The organism is Bradyrhizobium sp. ISRA436 (assembly GCF_029910015.1).
Classification (GTDB): domain Bacteria; phylum Pseudomonadota; class Alphaproteobacteria; order Rhizobiales; family Xanthobacteraceae; genus Bradyrhizobium.
In genome coordinates this window covers 3311051-3328730 of the sequence record NZ_CP094519.1, presented here as the reverse complement: position 1 = coordinate 3328730, position 17680 = coordinate 3311051, and the positions used below count along the sequence as shown (strand labels likewise).

Here is a 17680-nt window from a genome sequence, read left to right as displayed (position 1 = left end):
CCGATGCTGACCGACCGCCGCCCTGTCCTGCTCGCCAACGCCCGCGTCATCGATCCGTCGCGCGATTTCGACGGCCCCGGCGACGTGCTGATCGCCGACGGCGTGATCCGCGACGCCAAGCGCGGCATCGGCGCTGCCGGCGTCCCCGAAGGCACCGACATCGTCAATTGCGCCGGAAAGATCGTGGCGCCCGGGCTGATCGACATGCGCGCCTTTGTCGGCGAGCCTGGCGCGAGCCATCGCGAAACCTTTGCCTCGGCGAGCCTGGCCGCGGCCGCCGGCGGCATCACCACGATCATCTGCCAGCCCGACACCTCGCCGGTCATCGACAATTCGGCGACCGTCGACTTCGTGCTGCGCCGCGCCCGCGACACCGCGATCGTCAACATCCATCCGATGGCAGCGCTGACCAAGGGCCTGCAGGGCCAGGAGATGACCGAGATCGGCCTGTTGAAGGCCGCCGGCGCCGTGGCCTTCACCGACGGCGACAAGAGCGTCACCAACGCCCAGGTGATGCGCCGCGCGCTGACCTATGCGCGCGATTTCGACGCGCTGATCGTGCATCACACCGAAGACCCGCATCTGGTCGGCGAAGGCGTGATGAATGAGGGCGAGTTCGCCACACGGCTCGGGCTATCAGGCATCCCGACGGCGGCCGAGTCGATCATGCTCGAGCGCGACATGCGGCTCGCGGCGCTGACCGGCGGCCGCTATCACGCGGCCTCGCTGACCTCGATGGAATCACTCGAGATCCTCAAGCGCGCCCGCGACAACGGGCTCGACGTCTCGGCCTCGGTCTCGATCAACCATGTCACCTTGAACGAGAACGACATCGGCCCCTACCGCACCTTTCTGAAGCTGTCGCCGCCGCTGCGCACCGAGGACGACCGCAGGGCGCTGGTGGCGGCGCTCGCCTCCGGGCTGATCGACGTCGTGATGAGCGACCACAACCCACAGGACGTCGAGGTCAAGCGGTTGCCGTTCGCGGAAGCCGCCAGCGGCGCGGTCGGACTGCAGACCATGCTGCCGGCCGCCTTGCGGCTGATCCATAATGGCGAGATGGAGTTCAAGACCCTGATCCGGGCGATGTCGACCCGGCCGGCGGAACTGCTCGGCCTGCCCGGCGGCACGCTGCGCGCGGGCGCGCCGGCCGACGTGATCGTGATCGACGCCGACACGCCCTGGGTGCTCGACCGCGACGACCTCAAGTCGCTGTGCAAGAACACCCCGTTCGACGACGCCCGGTTCTCGGGCCGCGTGATGCGGACCATTGTCAGCGGACGTACGGTGTACGAACATGTCTGACCCGTGCCACAATGTCCGGCACGACGGGAGCCACAGCCATGTCGGGTGACGGATTCCTCATTGTCGCGTTCCTGATCGGCTACCTGTTCGGGTCGATCCCGTTCGGGATGATCCTGACCAAGCTCGCCGGCACGCAGGATCTGCGCTCGATCGGGTCGGGCAATATCGGCGCCACCAACGTGCTTCGCACCGGCCGCAAGGGCCTCGCGGCGGCAACCCTGATCGGCGACATGCTGAAGGGCACGGTCGCCGTGATCATCGCTGGCTACTTCGGCGGCCCAAATGCGGCGATGCTCGCCGCGCTCGGCGCATTCCTCGGCCACCTGTTCCCGGTCTGGCTCGGGTTCAAGGGTGGCAAGGGCGTCGCGACCTATATCGGCGTGCTGCTCGGCCTGTTCTGGCCGGCCGCGTTGATCTTTGCCGTGATCTGGCTCGCCACCGCCTTTACCAGCCGCTACTCGTCGCTCTCGGCACTGGTCGCGGCCTTCGTGACCCCGATCTTCCTGTGGTGGTTCGGCCACAATGCCCTCGCCTCGCTATTTGCGGTGCTGACGCTGCTGCTGTTCTACATGCACCGCGAGAACATCAAGCGCCTGCAGACCGGCACCGAAGGCAAGATCGGCGAGACGAAGTAGGCTCCGTCTACCTCTTCAACGCGTCCTCGACGAAACTCGCCGCCGCCAGCGCCCGCGCGTCGGCGCCGAACGGCGCGATGACGGTGACGCCAACCGGCAGCCCTGCCTCGGCCACATGCGCCGGCACGTTGACGCAGGGCACGCCCATCAGCGTCCACAGCCGGTTGTAACGGGGATCGCCGGTCGACGATAACCCCTCGGGCGCGGCGCCGGGCGCCGACAGCGTCAGCAGCACGTCGACCTCGTCGAACACAGCCGCCAGCGCCTGCCGCGCGCGCAAGGCGACGTCCATCGCCGCATCGTAATCGGCCGCCGTGATGCCCTTGCTCTCGTCGAGCCGGCCGCGCAACAGCGGCGGCATCGCATCGTAGTTCCGCCGGTACTCCCAGGCGAACGATTGATGCGCCTCGAAATCCTGCACCACGGGATGCATGCGCCAGGCTTCCGCGACGATCTCGGGCATCGCGAGCTCGCGCACCGACGCCCCGGCCCGCTCGGCGGCGCGCGACGCTTTCTGCACCGCCTCCGCGCCCGACGGCTCCGGCGCGCCGGCGAACGCCTGCGTCACCACGCCGATCCGCGGCGCCGGCACCACCGACGGCACCACCAATTCCGGCCGGTTGGTCATCGCCGCAAGCCCCAGCGCGACGTCGCGCACGCCGGCCGCGAACAGCCCGACGGTGTCGAGCGTCCAGGAGAAGCATTTCACGCCGACGGTCGGCAGCAGCCGATAGCTCGGCTTGATCGCGGCGACGCCGCAGAACGAGGCCGGCCGGATCACCGAACCGCCAGTCTGGGTGCCCAGCGCCAGCGGGATCATTCCGGCCGCGACCGCCGCCGCCGAGCCCGACGACGACCCGCCGGACGTGTGCGCATGATTATGCGGATTGAGCGTGGCGGTCGGATCGTTGGCCGCAAACGCCGTCGTCGTGGTCTTGCCGATGATGGTCGCGCCCGCCTGCTTCAGCGCCATCACGACCGGCGCATCCGCGCGCGGGCGATGATCCCGATAGATCTGCGCGCCCATCTCGGTCGGGAAATCGGCGGTATCGATGATGTCCTTGATGCCGACCGCGACACCGCGCAGCGGCCCGGCCGTCTGCGCACCGGCGGTCTCGTCGTAGCGGACGAAGGCGCCGATGGTCTTGTGATCCGCGCGGATCGCGTCCAGCGATTGGCCGATGGCTGCCCCGGCCGACAGCGCGCCCTGTTCGATCCGGTGTTGAAGATCGGCGAGTGAGATCATGGCGCGCCCCCTGCTGCTGTCGACCGTTGTACGTAGCGCGTTGCGCGGGGTGTGCCAATGTGGCCGTTGATCACAATCCCCGCTTGGGCGAAGCTGGATCCCGCATGCACGACCGCCCGCACAAGCTCTCCGACCTCGAACGGCTCAGCCGCCTCAGGCTGATCCGCTCCGACAATGTCGGCCCGCGCACTTTTGCATCGCTGCTGCGCTATTTCGGCGATGCGGCCAGCGCGCTGGAGCGCCTGCCCGATCTCGCGCGCCGCGGCGGCGCGTCGGGCGTGGGGCGCATCTGCACCGAAGCAGATGCCGCCGCCGAACTTGCCGCCTGCCAAAAGTTCGGCATCGATCTCGTCGCGCCCGGCGAAGCGCACTATCCGTCGCGGCTCGCCAGCATCGACGACGCTCCGCCGCTGCTCGGTGTGCGCGGTGCGCTTGAAGCGCTGACGCGGCCGATGATCGGGATCGTCGGTTCGCGCAACGCCTCGGGCGCCGGCCTGAAGTTTGCAGGCACCCTGGCGCGCGAGCTCGGCGACGCCGGCTTTGTCGTCATTTCCGGCCTCGCCCGCGGCATCGACCAGGCGGCGCACCGCGCGACGATCGCGAGCGGTACGGTCGCCGTGCTCGCCGGCGGCCATGACAGGATCTATCCGCCCGAACATGACGACCTCTTGGCCGCTCTGCTCGATCAGGGGGCCGCGATCTCCGAAATGCCGCTCGGCCATGTGCCGCGGGCGCGCGATTTTCCCCGCCGCAACCGGCTGATCTCGGGCGCCTCGCTCGGCGTCGTCATCGTCGAGGCGGCGCATCGCTCGGGCTCGCTGATCACGGCACGGATGGCGGCCGAACAGGGCCGCGAGGTGTTTGCGGCGCCGGGCTCGCCGATCGACCCGCGCGCCGCCGGCACCAATGATCTGATCAAGCAGGGCGCGACGCTGGTCACCGAGGCCGCCGACATCATCAACGCCGTCACGCCGATCATGGAGCGGCCGGTCATGCTCGGCGCGCGCGAGGACGACGAACCGCTGGATTTCGCCACCGACGCGTCCGACCGTGCCCGCATCGTCAATCTGCTGGGGCCGAGCCCGGTCAGCCTCGACGATCTGATCCGGATGGCCGATGTGCCGCCCGCGATCGTCCGCGCGGTGCTGCTCGAACTTGAGCTCGCCGGCAAGCTCGAGCGCCACGGCGGCGGCCTGGTGTCGATGATTTAGGGGCGGTCCGCCCTGTGTACGGGTCCGATAAGAGGCCATGAATGCTGCCCCGTCATTGCGAGGAGCTCGCGACAAAATTGCAAGGCAATTTTGCGCTGAAGCGACGAAGCAATCCATGCCGCGCTCTGGATTGCTTCGCGGAGCCTGTCATCGGGCGGCGCTGCGCGCCGACCCGTTGGCTCGCAATGACGTGGATAAGCCGGGCGCTCAAACCTTACACATTCCGCGCGTCGAACCGCGTGCGCGCGCCTTCGATCTCCGGCAGATGCGCGAAGGCCCATTCGCCGAGCGCCTTGATCGGCTCGGCAAGGCCGCGGCCTAGATCGGTCAGCTCGTAGTCCACCCGGGGCGGGATGGTCGGGAAAATCGTGCGCGTCACGAGGCCGTCGCGCTCCAGCCCGCGCAGGGTCAGCGTCAGCATCCGCTGCGAGATGCCGTTGATCATGCGCTTCAACTCGTTGAAGCGCCGCGGGCCGTCGATCAGCATCATGATCACGAACACGCTCCATTTGTCGCCGATGCGCGCCAGCACCGAGGCGACTGCGCGGCAATCGCTGTGGTTGGGGTCGGGTCGCGGCGGCGGAGCAGGCACATTGGTGTTCGCGGGTCTCATGTCTGTGCTCGGGTTTCAAAATTGTGCGTTCTTGCGGAGATTTAGGGCAGTCACTCATATAGTGCCAGTTACAAACCTATACCAAAGGCGACCTCTGCCATGAAACTTCTGCACATCGATTCCTCGGTCCTCGGCCCGCACTCCGTCAGCCGTCAGGTCTCCGCCGCCGCCGTCGAGCGGCTGCGCCAGGCCAATCCCGGCCTCGTCGTCACCTATCGCGACCTGACGCAGACCCCGCTCGCCCACCTCACCGGCTCGCACCTGGCCGCCGGCCAGGGCGCGGCCCCGGAACCCGCGCTGCGCGACGATATCGCTGCCGGTCAGGCGGTGCTCGCGGAGTTCCTGGACGCCGATATCGTCGTGATCGGCGCGCCGATGTACAATTTCACCATTCCGAGCCAGCTCAAGGCCTGGATCGACCGCGTCGTGGTGGCAGGCAAGACCTTCAAATACGGCGCCGCCGGCGTCGAGGGACTGGCCGGCAACAAGCGCGTCGTCATCGCGATCTCGCGCGGCGGTTATTACGGCGCCGGCACGCCGATGGCCGCGCTCGAACATCTAGAAAGCTATCTGCGCGGGGTGTTCGGCTTCATCGGCGTCACGAATCTCGAGTTCATTTCCGCCGACGGCATCCAGGTCGGTCCCGATCATCGCGAGAGAGCCGTTGCGGGTGCGCTGCAGGCCGCGAGCAGCCTCAACGCGGCTTGAACCCGCAGGGCCAGCCGCCGCCTCGGCGGCGGCTGGCCTACGTCCGTGAACTCAGAGCCAGACGCCCTGGATTCCAGTGATGACAGCGACGAGCGAAATCAACAGGCCAATGCCGGAAAACAGCGCGACCGTTACCAATTGCGACGAATCTGGCTCTTCATCTTCGGATATGGACGAAACCGGAGCCGTGACCGACGTCGAAATGCGGGCCGTCTTGGGCATGCTGGTCTCCAAATAATTCCGTGGTGAAAAAATCCCCTGCCCTTCAGGAGTCCTGCCAGCCTCTACGAAGGTTCAATCCGTTTTGTGTCCGACGAGTAGACAGGCGCAAAAAAGCGTCGGCGTGATGCAGGCACTACACCGACCGCTTTGAACAATCAGAAATGATTTAGCCGCGATAGATCGGCGCGCCCGCGGGTGACGCCGTGGCGCCGCCGTCGACGAACAGCTCCTGCCCTTGCAGATGCGCGGAATCGTCCGACGCCAGGAACAGCACCGTCTTCGAAATGTGATCCGGTTCACCAATGCGCCCGAGCGGCGTCGACTTGGCGATCCGCGCCTCCAACATTTTCTCCGCTTCCGGCGTTGCGATCGCGGCGCCCCAGATCGGTGTGCGCACGGCGCCCGGCGCCACCACGTTGACGCGGATCCTGCGCGGCGAAAGTTCCGACGCCATCACCCGCGCCATCGCCCGCACACCGGCCTTGCTCGCGGCATATGCCGAATAGCCGGGATTGCCGAGCACCGAGATCACGGAGCCGTTGAGGATGATCGACGCGCCGTCGTTGAGACAGGGCACAGCCGCCTGCACGGTAAAGAACACGCCGGTGAGATTGGTCCGGATCACGCTTTCGAAGGCCGAAAGCGTGGTGCCGCCGACCGGCGTCTGGCCGGGAATGCCGGCATTCGCAAACAGGACGTCGTACTTGCCGAATTTTTCCGCGCCCTGCTTCGCGGCGGCTTCCAGCGCCGCGACATCGGTCGCATCGGCCGCCACCGCCAGCGCGTTCGGCCCGAGTTCCTTCGCCGCGGACGCGAGCGTCACACGGTTGCGCCCGGTGATGACGACCTTGGCGCCTTCAGCCACGAACAGTTTCGCGGTCGCAAGGCCGATGCCGCTGTTGCCGCCGGTGATCAACGCCGTCTTGTTCGCCAGTCTCATGTTCGCCTCCAAATTGGTTGCATTATTAAACTTGATTGCCCACGTAAGCCTCTAGTTTAATAATACAACCACTTGGACCGTGATCGCAGGCCCTTTGCCGGAGAGAGTTGTGATGAAGCGAACCAGCCTTGCGGGCGATGCCTGCCCGATCGCGCGGGCGCTCGACGTGTTCGGCGACTGGTGGTCGCTCCTGATCATCCGCGACGCCAGCCTCGGCCGGCGCCGCTTCGGCGAATTCCAGGCGAGCCTCGGCCTTGCCAAGAACATCCTCGCCGCGCGGCTGCGCGCGCTCGTCGAGCGCGGCATCCTGAAGATGGTCCCCGCCTCCGACGGCAGCGCCTATCAGGAATATGTGCTGACGCCGAAGGGACGCGGGATCTTCCCGATCCTGGTCGCGCTTCGGCAGTGGAGCGAGCAGTTCGACGAGCACCCGGACGAGATCGCGACAATCCTGGTCGACCGCAACAAGGGCAAGCCGGTGAAGAAGCTCGCGCTGTATTCGCAGGACGGGCGCGTGCTTGATGCCGCCGACACCTCGCTGAAGCCGCGGCCTGCCGTCAAGCGTACGCGGCGGGCGCTGGCCTGACGAACGCTCTCCGTCGTCATTCCGGGGCGACGCGCAGCGTCGAACTGTGGTGCGCTCTTGCGCACCTGAGAATCTCGAGATTCCGGGTTCTCGCTTCGCGAGCCCCGGAATGACCGGGAGGATGCCGCCCCTAGCGCTGAGTTGCCCGACGGCGCAAGCCCTTGCGCGCAAAATATTTCTGTTTTCCAGAAGTAAAATTCCGTGTATGAATCGCCCGTCTCACCCGCTTGAGGGGCGCTTCGCGATCGTCACGAGTGTTGGGTCGAGATGCGGTGGACGCCGCTGTCACGGCTGACGAGCGTGGCAGATAGCGGACGGTGAAGTCGTGCAGGCCTGACGCCCTAGTTGTGAGCTTTCAGGAGGTTGTCCATCTGGTCTGAACCGAGGAAGCTGAGGCTGCGACGCTTCAGGGTTCCCCGGAGAGACCAGATGAACATCCACAAGAATGCGCCTTTGACGCCAAAAGGTCGAGCGGCGATGGCGCGGAGCGTGATCGAGAGCGGCCTGACGAAGGCCGCCGCCGCGCGCCAATTCAATGTTACGGCGAAGACAGTCGCCAAATGGGTCAAGCGCTTCCGCGCAGAAGGCGTCGATGGTTTGCAGGATCGGTCCTCACGGCCGCATTCCTTGCCAAGCCAAACCCCGGCCGCCACATGCGCCGCTGTCGAGACGTTCCGCCGGCAGCGCCACACCGGCAAGCAGATCGCGCGCGAGGTCGGGGTCTCAGCAGCAACCGTCAGCCGGATCCTGCGCCGGCTCGGTTTGAACCGGCTGGCTGCGCTGGAGCCGGCTGAGCCGATCCGGCGCTATGAGCGCCAGCATCCTGGTGAGCTGATCCACATCGACATCAAAAAGCTCGGCAAGTTCAATCGGATCGGCCATCGGATCACCGGCGATCGACGTGGGGCGAGCAACCTGCGTTCTCGCCGTCAAGGACCAGGTTGGGAATACGTCCATGTTTGCATCGACGATGCGTCGCGGATCGCCTTCAGCCAGGTCATGAAGAACGCGCGAAAGGGCTGTGCCGTCGCCTTCCTCAAGGCGGCGGTGGCCTACTACGTGAGCCTGGGCGTGAAGGTCGAGCGCGTCATGACCGACAACGGCGCGTGCTACAAATCCGCCGCCTTCCGAAAGGCATGTCAGCGCCTCGGCCTCAAGCACATCCGCACCAAGCCCTATACGCCCAAAACCAATGGCAAGGCCGAACGCTTCATTCAGACCAGCCTGCGAGAATGGGCCTACGCGCAGGCCTACAACACCTCAACAGAAAGAGCCGCGGAGCTGCCACGATGGCTTCACCGCTACAACTGGCATCGTCCTCATGGCAGTATCGGCTCAAAGCCGCCGATCAGCAGGCTCGGATTAACCGGGAACAACCTCTTGAGGCTCCACACCTAGTGGCAGGTGTCTCACCAGCAGGAGACAAATTCTCTCGCTGATGACGGTGACAACAAAGCCCAGTCTCGCCGGGGAGAGCACGTATAAGCCGTAAACCATCGCGCAGGGAAAGCCGGAGTGTTATTCGGTCTCACCTGTGGTCCTACCTCCCGCGTTTTTTACTGCGCGGGACCCATGGGTGCGATCGGCACCCGGCTTTCCCTGCGCCCTCTGATCGAAGGGCGGCGAAGATGGCACCAAACCTCGGACGCATCGCGCCGCGAGAGTGCGAACGTATGACTCACAAGCGGTGCAACAAACTCGATGTCGTCCTGGCGCTCGGTTGCAGGTTGCTGCTTTCGCAGGGACGACTCGCGAGAACTCTCACGACAGCTTGCGCCGGCTGCGCAAGCGCAATTGCTCGTCGGCTTCCAGCCGCGCCATGGCAAGCAAGCGGTCGAGGACCTCGAATTTGTGGCGCTGGGCGAGTTTCGCTAGTTCGGTCGCAGCCGCTCCAATCAGGACCAGGGCGTCATCCGGGCTGCCCTCCCCACCTGTCTCGTCGCCTGCCGATCGCTGTCGGCCGAACGCTGTCCGCTTCCGGCCGCCTCCTGCCCTGGTCAAGAAGCCGCTTCCATCCCACCCGATGGAACAAGAGATACGCTCTTTCCGGCCACAACTCTAGGGCGCATTTTTCAACCTTTGAGGTAGGATTTTGCTACCCAAACCCACCCTTTCAATATCTGTCGATTTGACAGGGGCCGCCTCAGCACCCATGTTCGCCCCGAAACGGCGGGCCGCGAGTCTAGCGGAACCCGCCTTCAAGTTTTCCCGTAAGCTATTGGAATGACATGAATATCGTCATCGTGGAGTCGCCGGCCAAGGCCAAGACGATCAACAAATATCTGGGGGCCTCCTACGAGGTCCTGGCGTCGTTCGGCCATGTCCGCGACCTCCCGGCGAAGAACGGTTCCGTCGATCCGGACGCCAATTTCCAGATGATCTGGGAGGTGGACGCCAAGGCTGCCGGCCGGCTGAACGACATCGCCAAGGCGCTGAAGGGTGCCGACCGCCTGATTCTCGCAACCGACCCTGATCGCGAGGGCGAGGCGATCTCCTGGCACGTGCTGGAGGTGATGAAGGAGAAGCGCGCGCTGAAAGACCAGAGGGTCGAGCGCGTGGTGTTCAACGCCATCACCAAGCAGGCCGTCTCCGAGGCGATGAAGGCACCGCGCCAGATCGACGGCGCGCTGGTCGACGCCTACATGGCGCGCCGTGCGCTCGATTACCTGGTCGGCTTCACCCTCTCCCCGGTGCTGTGGCGCAAGCTGCCAGGCGCCCGTTCGGCGGGCCGCGTGCAGTCGGTCGCACTGCGGCTGGTCTGCGACCGCGAGCTCGAGATCGAGAAGTTCGTCCCCAGGGAATACTGGTCGCTGATCGCCACCCTGCTCACCCCCCGCGGCGAAGCCTTCGAGGCGCGCCTGGTCGGTGCCGACGGCAAGAAGATCCAGCGGCTCGACATCGGCTCCGGTGCGGAGGCCGAAGACTTCAGGAAGGCGATCGAGGCCGCGACCTTCAGGGTCGTGACCGTCGAGGCGAAGCCCGCACGGCGCAACCCGCAGGCCCCCTTCACCACCTCGACGCTGCAGCAAGAAGCCAGCCGCAAGCTCGGCTTCGCGCCGGCGCACACCATGCGCATCGCCCAGCGTCTCTATGAGGGCATCGACATCGGCGGCGAAACCACCGGTCTCATCACCTATATGCGAACCGACGGCGTGCAGATCGCCAACGAGGCCATCACGCAAGCGCGCAAGGTGATCGGCGAGGATTACGGCAACGCCTATGTGCCGGGCGCTCCGCGCCAGTACCAAACCAAGGCCAAGAACGCGCAGGAAGCGCATGAAGCGATCCGCCCGACCGATCTGTCGCGCCGTCCGGCCACGATCGGCCGCCGGCTCGACCCCGATCAGGCGCGGCTCTATGAGCTCATCTGGAAGCGCACGATCGCCAGCCAGATGGAAGCGGCCGAGCTCGAGCGCACCACCGTTGATATCGAGGCGAAAGCCGGCGCGCGCGTGCTGGAGCTGCGCGCTTCGGGTCAGGTCATCAAGTTCGACGGCTTCCTCGCACTCTACCAGGAAAGCCGCGACGACGAGGAGAACGAGGATTCGCGCCGCCTGCCCGCGATGAGCGAGGGCGAAGCGGTGAAGCGCCAGAGCCTCGCCGTCACCCAGCATTTCACCGAGCCGCCGCCGCGCTTCTCCGAGGCTTCGCTGGTCAAGCGGATGGAAGAGCTCGGCATCGGCCGTCCCTCGACCTACGCCTCGATCCTGCAGGTGTTGAAGGATCGTGGCTACGTCAAGCTGGAGAAGAAGCGGCTGCATGGCGAGGACAAGGGCCGCGTCGTGGTCGCGTTCCTGGAGAACTTCTTCTCGCGCTACGTCGAGTACGACTTCACCGCCGACCTCGAGGAGCAGCTCGACCGCATCTCCAACAACGAGATCTCCTGGCAGCAGGTGCTGAAGGATTTCTGGCAGGATTTCATCGGCGCTGTGAATGACATCAAGGACCTTCGCGTCGCCGAAGTGCTCGACGCGCTCGACGAGATGCTGGGTCCGCATATCTACCCGCCGCGCACCGATGGCGGCGATCCCAGGCAGTGCCCGACCTGCGGCACCGGACGGCTCAATCTGAAAGCCGGCAAGTTCGGCGCCTTCGTCGGCTGCTCCAACTATCCGGAGTGCCGCTACACCCGCCCGCTTGCGGCCGACGGCGCCGAGAGCGCCGACCGTATCCTCGGCAAGGACCCCGAGACCGGGCTCGACGTCGCGGTGAAGGCCGGCCGCTTCGGGCCCTATATCCAGCTCGGCGAGCAGAAAGATTATGAGGAAGGCGAGAAGCCGAAGCGCGCTGGCATCCCGAAGGGCACCTCGCCCGGCGATGTCGATCTCGAGCTTGCGCTGAAGCTCCTCTCGCTGCCCCGCGAAATCGGCAAGCATCCGGAGACCGGGCAGCCGATCACCGCCGGCCTCGGCCGCTTCGGGCCGTTCGTCAAGCACGAGAAGACCTATGCCAGCCTCGAGGCCGGCGACGAGGTGTTCGACATCGGGCTGAACCGCGCGGTCACGCTGATTGCCGAGAAGGTCGCAAAAGGTCCGAGCGGCCGCCGCTTCGGCGCCGATCCAGGCAAGCCGCTCGGCGATCACCCTACGCTTGGCGCGGTCGCGCTCAAGAACGGCCGCTACGGCGCCTATGTCACGGCGGGCGGCGTCAACGCGACGATCCCGAGCGACCGCGCACCCGAGGAGGTCACGCTCGCCGAAGCGATCGCGCTGATCGACGAGCGCGCGGCCAAGGGCGGCGGCAAGGCGAAGGCCAAGAAGACGAAGGCGGCCAAGCCCGCCAAATCCGAGGCAAAGTCCGCAAAGGCCAACGGCGATGCCGAGGCCAAGCCCGCCAAGAAAGCCGCGGCCAAGAAGGCCGCAGCGAAGCCGAAATCGGACGCGACCAGCAAGGCGCGCGCGCCGGTCTCGTCAGGCGCCAAGACCTCGGCCGCGAAGCCCGCGGCATCAACCAAAGCGCCCGCGAAGAAGAGCGCCGGCAAGGCAAGAGGATAAGTGAAACAAAAACCCGACCATGGCTTTCCGGCCCGGGACGCCATCGTCGCCTTCATCCGCGCCAATCCAGGCAAGGTCGGCACCCGCGAGATCGCGCGAGAGTTCGGCCTGAAGAACGCCGACCGCGCCGAGCTGAAGCGGATCCTGCGCGAGCTCGCCGAGGACGGCACGGTGGCCAAGCGCGGCCGCAAGATGCACGAGCCGGCCGCGCTGCCGCCCACCGTGCTTGCAGACGTCACCGGCCGCGACAGCGACGGCGAATTGATCGCCGCGCCCGCCGAGTGGGACGCCGAAGAGAACGGCACCGCGCCGAAGATCCGCATCGAGACGCCGCGGCGGCCGAAGCCCGGCACCGCGGCCGGCGTCGGCGACCGTGCCCTGCTGCGGGTCGAAATCACCGATGAACGCGACGGCACCCCCTATCGCGGCCGCGTCATCAAGATCATCGACCACGCGAAGAGCCGCATCCTCGGCATCTTCCGCAGCAACCCCGACGGCGGCGGACGGCTGATCCCGGTCGACAAGAAGCAGGCCGGCCGCGAACTCAATATCGCCAAGGCCGACACCGCCGACGCCAAGGACGGCGATCTCATCAGCGTGGACCTGATCCGCGGCCGCGGCTATGGGCTCGGCTTCGGACGCGTCAAGGAGCGTCTCGGCTCGATCGCGAGCGAGAAGGCGATCAGCCTGATCGCGATCCACACCCACGACATCCCGCAGGTCTTCTCGCCCTCGGCGCTGCGCGAGGCCGAAGAGGCAAAGCCCGCGACGTTGCAGGGTCGCGAGGACTGGCGCGACGTGCCGCTCGTCACCATCGATCCGCCGGATGCCAAGGATCATGACGACGCCGTGCACGCCGAAGTGGACCCCGATCCGAACAATAAGGGCGGCTATATCGTCCATGTCGCGATCGCGGATGTCGGCTTCTATGTGCGGCCGGGCTCCGTGCTCGACCGCGACGCACTCCAGCGCGGCAACTCGGTGTATTTCCCCGATCGCGTGGTGCCGATGTTGCCCGAGCGCATCTCCAACAACCTCTGCTCGCTGGTGCCGGGTGAGCCGCGTGGCGCGCTCGCGGTGCGCATGGTGATCGGTGCCGACGGCCGCAAGCGCTCGCACACCTTCCATCGCGTCTTGATGCGCTCGGCGGCAAAGCTCCATTACGCGCAGGCGCAGGCTGCGATCGACGGCAGGCTCGACGACACCACCGGTCCCCTGCTCGATCCGATCCTGAAGCCGCTGTGGTCCGCCTACGAGCTGGTCAGGCTCGCGCGCAACGAGCGCGATCCGCTCGATCTCGATCTGCCCGAGCGCAAGATTCTCCTGAAGCCGGACGGCACCGTTGATCGCGTGATCGTGCCGGAGCGGCTGGATGCGCACCGGCTGATCGAGGAGTTCATGATATTGGCCAACGTCGCCGCGGCCGAGACGCTCGAGAAGAAGGGCCTGCCGCTGATCTATCGCGTGCACGATGAGCCGACCCAGGAGAAGATCTACAATCTCCAGGAATTCCTGAAGACGCTCGACCTGCCCTTCACCAAGTCGGGCGCGCTGCGCCCCGCGCAGTTCAACCGGGTGCTCGCGCAGGTCTCCGGCGAAGACTACGAACCGCTGGTCAACGAGGTGGTGCTGCGCTCGCAAGCGCAAGCCGAATACTCCGCCGAGAATTACGGCCATTTCGGCTTGAACCTGCGCCGCTACGCGCACTTCACCTCGCCGATCCGCCGTTACGCCGATCTGATCGTGCATCGCGCGCTGATCCGCGCACTCGGCCTCGGCGAAGGCGCGCTGCCGGCAGATGAAACGGTCGAAACGCTCGCCGAGATCGCGGCGCAGATTTCCGTCACCGAGCGGCGTGCCATGAAGGCGGAGCGCGAGACCGCCGACCGGTTGATCGCGCATTTCCTCGCCGATCGCGTCGGCGCCAGCTTCCAGGGCCGCATCTCCGGCGTGACGCGTGCGGGCCTGTTCGTGAAGCTCGACGACACCGGTGCCGACGGCCTGATCCCCATTCGCACGATCGGCAGTGAATATTTCAACTACGACGAAACGCGCCACGCGCTGATCGGCTCGCGCAGCAGAACCATGTACCGGCTCGGCGACGTCGTCGACGTGCGCCTGGTCGAGGCCGCGCCGGTGGCCGGCGCGCTGCGCTTTGAGCTATTGTCCGATGGTCAGGCAATTCCGCGCGGCAGAAAACGCGAAGGCGCCAGAGCCGAGCGCCGCGCTAACGCGCATCAGGAGCGGAAAACACGCAGCAAGAAAAAGGATCGCAAGCCGGCGAAGCAGAAGTCCGGCAAATCGAAGCGAGGCAAATCATGGAAACGGTGACCCCGCCCACGGTGGTCTGGACCCGCGACGCAGCGCAGTCAGAGAAACGCGACCTGTGGAGCGCGATGAAGCGCGGGTTCCGCGGCCGCTGCCCACGCTGCGGTGAAGGCAAGCTATTTCGCGCGTTCCTGAAGTGCGACGGCCACTGCCCGGTCTGCGATCTCGATTTCACCCCGCATCGCGCGGACGACCTGCCCGCCTATCTCGTCATCGTGATTGTCGGCCATATCGTGGTACCGACCGCGCTGTGGATCGAGACCAATTTTTCGCCACCGGTATGGCTGCAGCTTGCGATCTATTTGCCGTTCACGCTCATCGCATCGCTGGTTCTGCTCCAGCCGGTCAAGGGAGCCGTGATCGGATTGCAATGGGCATTGCGCATGCATGGCTTTGACGAAAATGCCCCTAGCGACATCCCGCCGGTCTAGCTAAACCGGACGACAAGAAGAACCGAAAGGGATGAAATGACTGAGACTGCCGCTGTCGTCCACCAAGGCGAAAAAGAAGCCGATCATCATCCGTACTTCCGGCCGAAGGATGCGGCGACGCTGATCCTGATCGACCGCTCCGGAGCAAAGCCGAAAGTGCTGGTCGGCAGGCGCCACGACAAGGTGGTGTTCATGCCGGGCAAGTACGTCTTCCCCGGCGGGCGCGTCGACAAGGCCGACAACCGCGTTCCCGTTGCCGCGCCGATTACGCCGGAATTGGAAGCCAATCTGCTCAAGGGCAGCCCGAAGATCACGCCCGGCCGCGCACGCGCGCTCGCCAACGCAGCAATCCGCGAAGCCTGCGAGGAGACCGGTCTCTGCCTCGGCCGCAAGGTCGAGAAGACGCCCAAGCTCAACGGACCCTGGGCACCGTTCGCTGACGCCGGGCTCCTGCCCGATCCGTCCGGCCTGTTCCTGATCGCGCGCGCGATCACGCCGCCCGGCCGCGTCCGCCGCTTCGACACGCGGTTCTTTACGGCCGACGCCTCGACGATCGCTCATCGCGTCGAGGGCGTGGTGCATGCCGACGCCGAATTGGTCGAGCTGGTATGGGTCGAGATCGGCTCCGAGCCGCTCGCCGATGCGCATGCGATGACCAAGAACGTGCTCGCCGAGCTCGACCGCCGTCTCGCGACCGGCCCGCTCCGCCACGACGCGCCGGTGCCGTTCTTCCATTTCTATGGCGGCAAGATGCAGAAGGACATTCTGGGGGCGTAGGAAACGCCCTATCCCCGTCATTGCGAGGAGCTCGCGACAAAATTGCAAAGCAATTTTGCGCTGAAGCGACGTAGCAATCCATGGTCCAGCAAACGGTGAGATGGATTGCTTCGTGGAGCCTGTCATCGGGCGCACATTCGTGCGACCCGTTGGCTCGCAGTAATGATGACGGTAGAAGCGACTGCGGACTTATCCTCCGGCCGTTCCTCAAATTGCAAAATTCTTCTGGCGCCGTCGGGATGGCGCGTCGCGGACGGCCTCCCTATCTGTTCCGAAAACGACAACCACGACGGAACGGGCAATGGCGAAGCGTCAACTCAAGCTCGGCGCGTTCATGCGGCCGATCAGCATCCACACCGGCGCCTGGCGCTATCCGGGGGCCTGGCCCGACGCCAATTTCAACTTCGCTCACATCAAGCAGCTGATCAAAAAGCTCGAGGCCGGCAAGTTCGACGCTTTCTTCATGGCCGACCATCTGGCCGTGCTCAACATGCCGATGAACGCGCTGAAGCGCAGCCACACCGTGACGTCGTTCGAGCCGTTCACGCTGTTGTCGGCGCTCTCTTCCGTCACCGAGAATATCGGCCTGATCGCCACCGGCTCCACCACCTTCGACGAACCCTATCACGTCGCCCGCCGCTTCGCCTCGCTCGACCACATCTCCGGCGGCCGCGCCGGCTGGAATATCGTGACGACATCCAATCCGGATGCCGCGCTGAATTTCGGACTCGACGATCACATTGAGCACGCCGAGCGCTACAAGCGCGCGCGAGAGTTCTATGACGTCGTCACGGGCTTGTGGGACTCCTTTGCCGATGACGCTTTTGTGCGCGACGTCGAGTCCGGACTGTTCGTCGATCCCGAGAAGATGCACGTGCTCAATCACAAGGGCAAATATTTCTCCGTCCGCGGCCCGCTGAACATCGCCCGCCCAGTGCAGGGCTGGCCGGTCATCGTGCAGGCCGGCGCATCCGAGGATGGCAAGCAGCTTGCGGCCGAGACGGCCGAAGCCGTCTTCACCGGCGGCGGCAGCCTCGCCGACGGACAGAAGCTCTATGCCGACATCAAGGGGCGCATGCAGAAGATCGGCCGCGATCCCGAGCATCTGAAGATCCTGCCAGGCGCCTTCGTCGTGGTCGGCGACAGCGTCGAGGAAGCAAAGGAGAAGCGCGCGCTGCTCGACAGCCGCGTGCATTACGACAGCGCGATCGCTTCGCTCTCGGTGATCCTCGGCACCGACGCTTCCGGCTTCGATCCCGAAGGGCCGTTGCCGCCGATTCCCGAAACCAATGCCAGCAAGAGCGGACGGCAGCGCCTTGTCGACGTCGCCGCGCGCGACAAGCTCACCGTGCGCCAGCTCGCCCAGCGGGTCGGTGGCTATGGCGGGCTCGCCTTCGTCGGCACGCCGCAGACGATCGCCGACCAGATGGAGGAATGGCTGACGAGCCGCGGCAGCGACGGCTTCAACATCATGTTCCCCTATCTGCCGCAGGGGCTGTTCGACTTCGTCGACAGGGTCGTCCCCGAGCTGCAGAGGCGCGGGATCTACCGCAAGGAGTATGAAGGGCGGACGTTGCGCGAGAATTTGGGGCTGCCGCGGCCGAAAAACCGCTTCTTCGAGGGTTAATCGGCCGGAATCGGACCGGTTTGGAGCCGGAAATCCTTGACTTTGGACCGTTTGTGG

The 17680-nt window shown here is 65.7% G+C and carries 16 protein-coding genes; 11 read left to right on the top strand and 5 right to left on the bottom strand.

Going from position 1 to position 17680, the window contains the following annotated elements:
* Positions 1-3 precede the first annotated feature (3 nt).
* Positions 4-1305 (top strand): dihydroorotase, encoded by a 1302-nt coding sequence (locus MTX23_RS15705; protein ID WP_280977576.1) that lies wholly within the window; start codon positions 4-6, stop codon positions 1303-1305.
* A 38-nt stretch (positions 1306-1343) separates the two neighbouring features.
* Positions 1344-1940 (top strand): glycerol-3-phosphate 1-O-acyltransferase PlsY, encoded by a 597-nt coding sequence (gene plsY / locus MTX23_RS15700; RefSeq protein WP_280977575.1) that lies wholly within the window; start codon positions 1344-1346, stop codon positions 1938-1940.
* A gap of 7 nt (positions 1941-1947) precedes the next feature.
* Here plsY and MTX23_RS15695 read toward each other — a convergent pair whose 3' ends face one another.
* A complete protein-coding gene (locus MTX23_RS15695) occupies positions 1948-3186 on the bottom strand; it encodes an amidase (protein WP_280977574.1) in 1239 nt (412 codons plus the stop codon).
* Between the two features lie 104 nt (positions 3187-3290).
* Here MTX23_RS15695 and dprA point away from each other — a divergent pair, with 104 nt between their 5' ends.
* Positions 3291-4397, top strand: coding sequence for a DNA-processing protein DprA (dprA, locus tag MTX23_RS15690; RefSeq protein WP_280977573.1), 1107 nt, complete (start codon positions 3291-3293; stop codon positions 4395-4397).
* A 214-nt stretch (positions 4398-4611) separates the two neighbouring features.
* Here dprA and MTX23_RS15685 read toward each other — a convergent pair whose 3' ends face one another.
* Positions 4612-5010: a helix-turn-helix domain-containing protein gene (locus MTX23_RS15685; protein WP_280977572.1), complete on the bottom strand. Its 399-nt coding sequence runs from the start codon at positions 5008-5010 to the stop codon at positions 4612-4614.
* Between the two features lie 99 nt (positions 5011-5109).
* Between MTX23_RS15685 and MTX23_RS15680 the strand changes: the two genes are divergently transcribed.
* A complete protein-coding gene (locus tag MTX23_RS15680) occupies positions 5110-5718 on the top strand; it encodes an FMN-dependent NADH-azoreductase (RefSeq protein ID WP_280977571.1) in 609 nt (202 codons plus the stop codon).
* Positions 5719-5769: 51 nt separating this feature from the next.
* Here the strand turns inward: MTX23_RS15680 and MTX23_RS15675 are convergent, their stop codons facing one another.
* Both MTX23_RS15675 and MTX23_RS15670 read right to left on the bottom strand, forming a co-directional pair.
* Positions 5770-5940: a hypothetical protein gene (locus tag MTX23_RS15675; RefSeq protein ID WP_280977570.1), complete on the bottom strand. Its 171-nt coding sequence runs from the start codon at positions 5938-5940 to the stop codon at positions 5770-5772.
* 166 nt (positions 5941-6106) lie between these two features.
* Positions 6107-6880, bottom strand: a complete 774-nt coding sequence (locus tag MTX23_RS15670) for an SDR family oxidoreductase (protein WP_280977569.1) — start codon at positions 6878-6880, stop codon at positions 6107-6109.
* A gap of 109 nt (positions 6881-6989) precedes the next feature.
* Between MTX23_RS15670 and MTX23_RS15665 the strand changes: the two genes are divergently transcribed.
* Together MTX23_RS15665 and MTX23_RS15660 are read left to right on the top strand one after the other, a co-directional pair.
* Positions 6990-7466 (top strand): helix-turn-helix domain-containing protein, encoded by a 477-nt coding sequence (locus MTX23_RS15665; RefSeq protein ID WP_280977568.1) that lies wholly within the window; start codon positions 6990-6992, stop codon positions 7464-7466.
* A gap of 429 nt (positions 7467-7895) precedes the next feature.
* Positions 7896-8864 (top strand): IS481 family transposase, encoded by a 969-nt coding sequence (locus MTX23_RS15660; RefSeq protein WP_280972113.1) that lies wholly within the window; start codon positions 7896-7898, stop codon positions 8862-8864.
* A gap of 363 nt (positions 8865-9227) precedes the next feature.
* Here the strand turns inward: MTX23_RS15660 and MTX23_RS15655 are convergent, their stop codons facing one another.
* The gene (locus tag MTX23_RS15655) at positions 9228-9467 is read right to left on the bottom strand and encodes a hypothetical protein (protein WP_280977567.1); all 240 of its coding nucleotides are present in this window, start codon (positions 9465-9467) and stop codon (positions 9228-9230) included.
* A 227-nt stretch (positions 9468-9694) separates the two neighbouring features.
* On the opposite strand from MTX23_RS15655, the gene topA reads away from it, so the two are divergent.
* The 5 genes from topA to MTX23_RS15630 all read left to right on the top strand — a co-directional run bounded on the left by topA (position 9695) and on the right by MTX23_RS15630 (position 17623).
* A complete protein-coding gene (gene topA / locus MTX23_RS15650) occupies positions 9695-12460 on the top strand; it encodes a type I DNA topoisomerase (protein WP_280977566.1) in 2766 nt (921 codons plus the stop codon).
* Positions 12461-14791, top strand: a complete 2331-nt coding sequence (gene rnr, locus MTX23_RS15645; RefSeq protein ID WP_280977565.1) for a ribonuclease R — start codon at positions 12461-12463, stop codon at positions 14789-14791.
* Positions 14779-15219, top strand: a complete 441-nt coding sequence (locus MTX23_RS15640) for a DUF983 domain-containing protein (protein WP_280977564.1) — start codon at positions 14779-14781, stop codon at positions 15217-15219. The genes rnr and MTX23_RS15640 overlap by 13 nt, the downstream gene beginning before the upstream one ends.
* A gap of 36 nt (positions 15220-15255) precedes the next feature.
* The gene (locus MTX23_RS15635) at positions 15256-15996 is read left to right on the top strand and encodes an NUDIX domain-containing protein (RefSeq protein ID WP_280977563.1); all 741 of its coding nucleotides are present in this window, start codon (positions 15256-15258) and stop codon (positions 15994-15996) included.
* Positions 15997-16297: 301 nt separating this feature from the next.
* Complete coding sequence (locus MTX23_RS15630) at positions 16298-17623, top strand: LLM class flavin-dependent oxidoreductase (RefSeq protein WP_280977562.1); 1326 nt, start codon at positions 16298-16300, stop codon at positions 17621-17623.
* Positions 17624-17680: the final 57 nt, after the last annotated feature.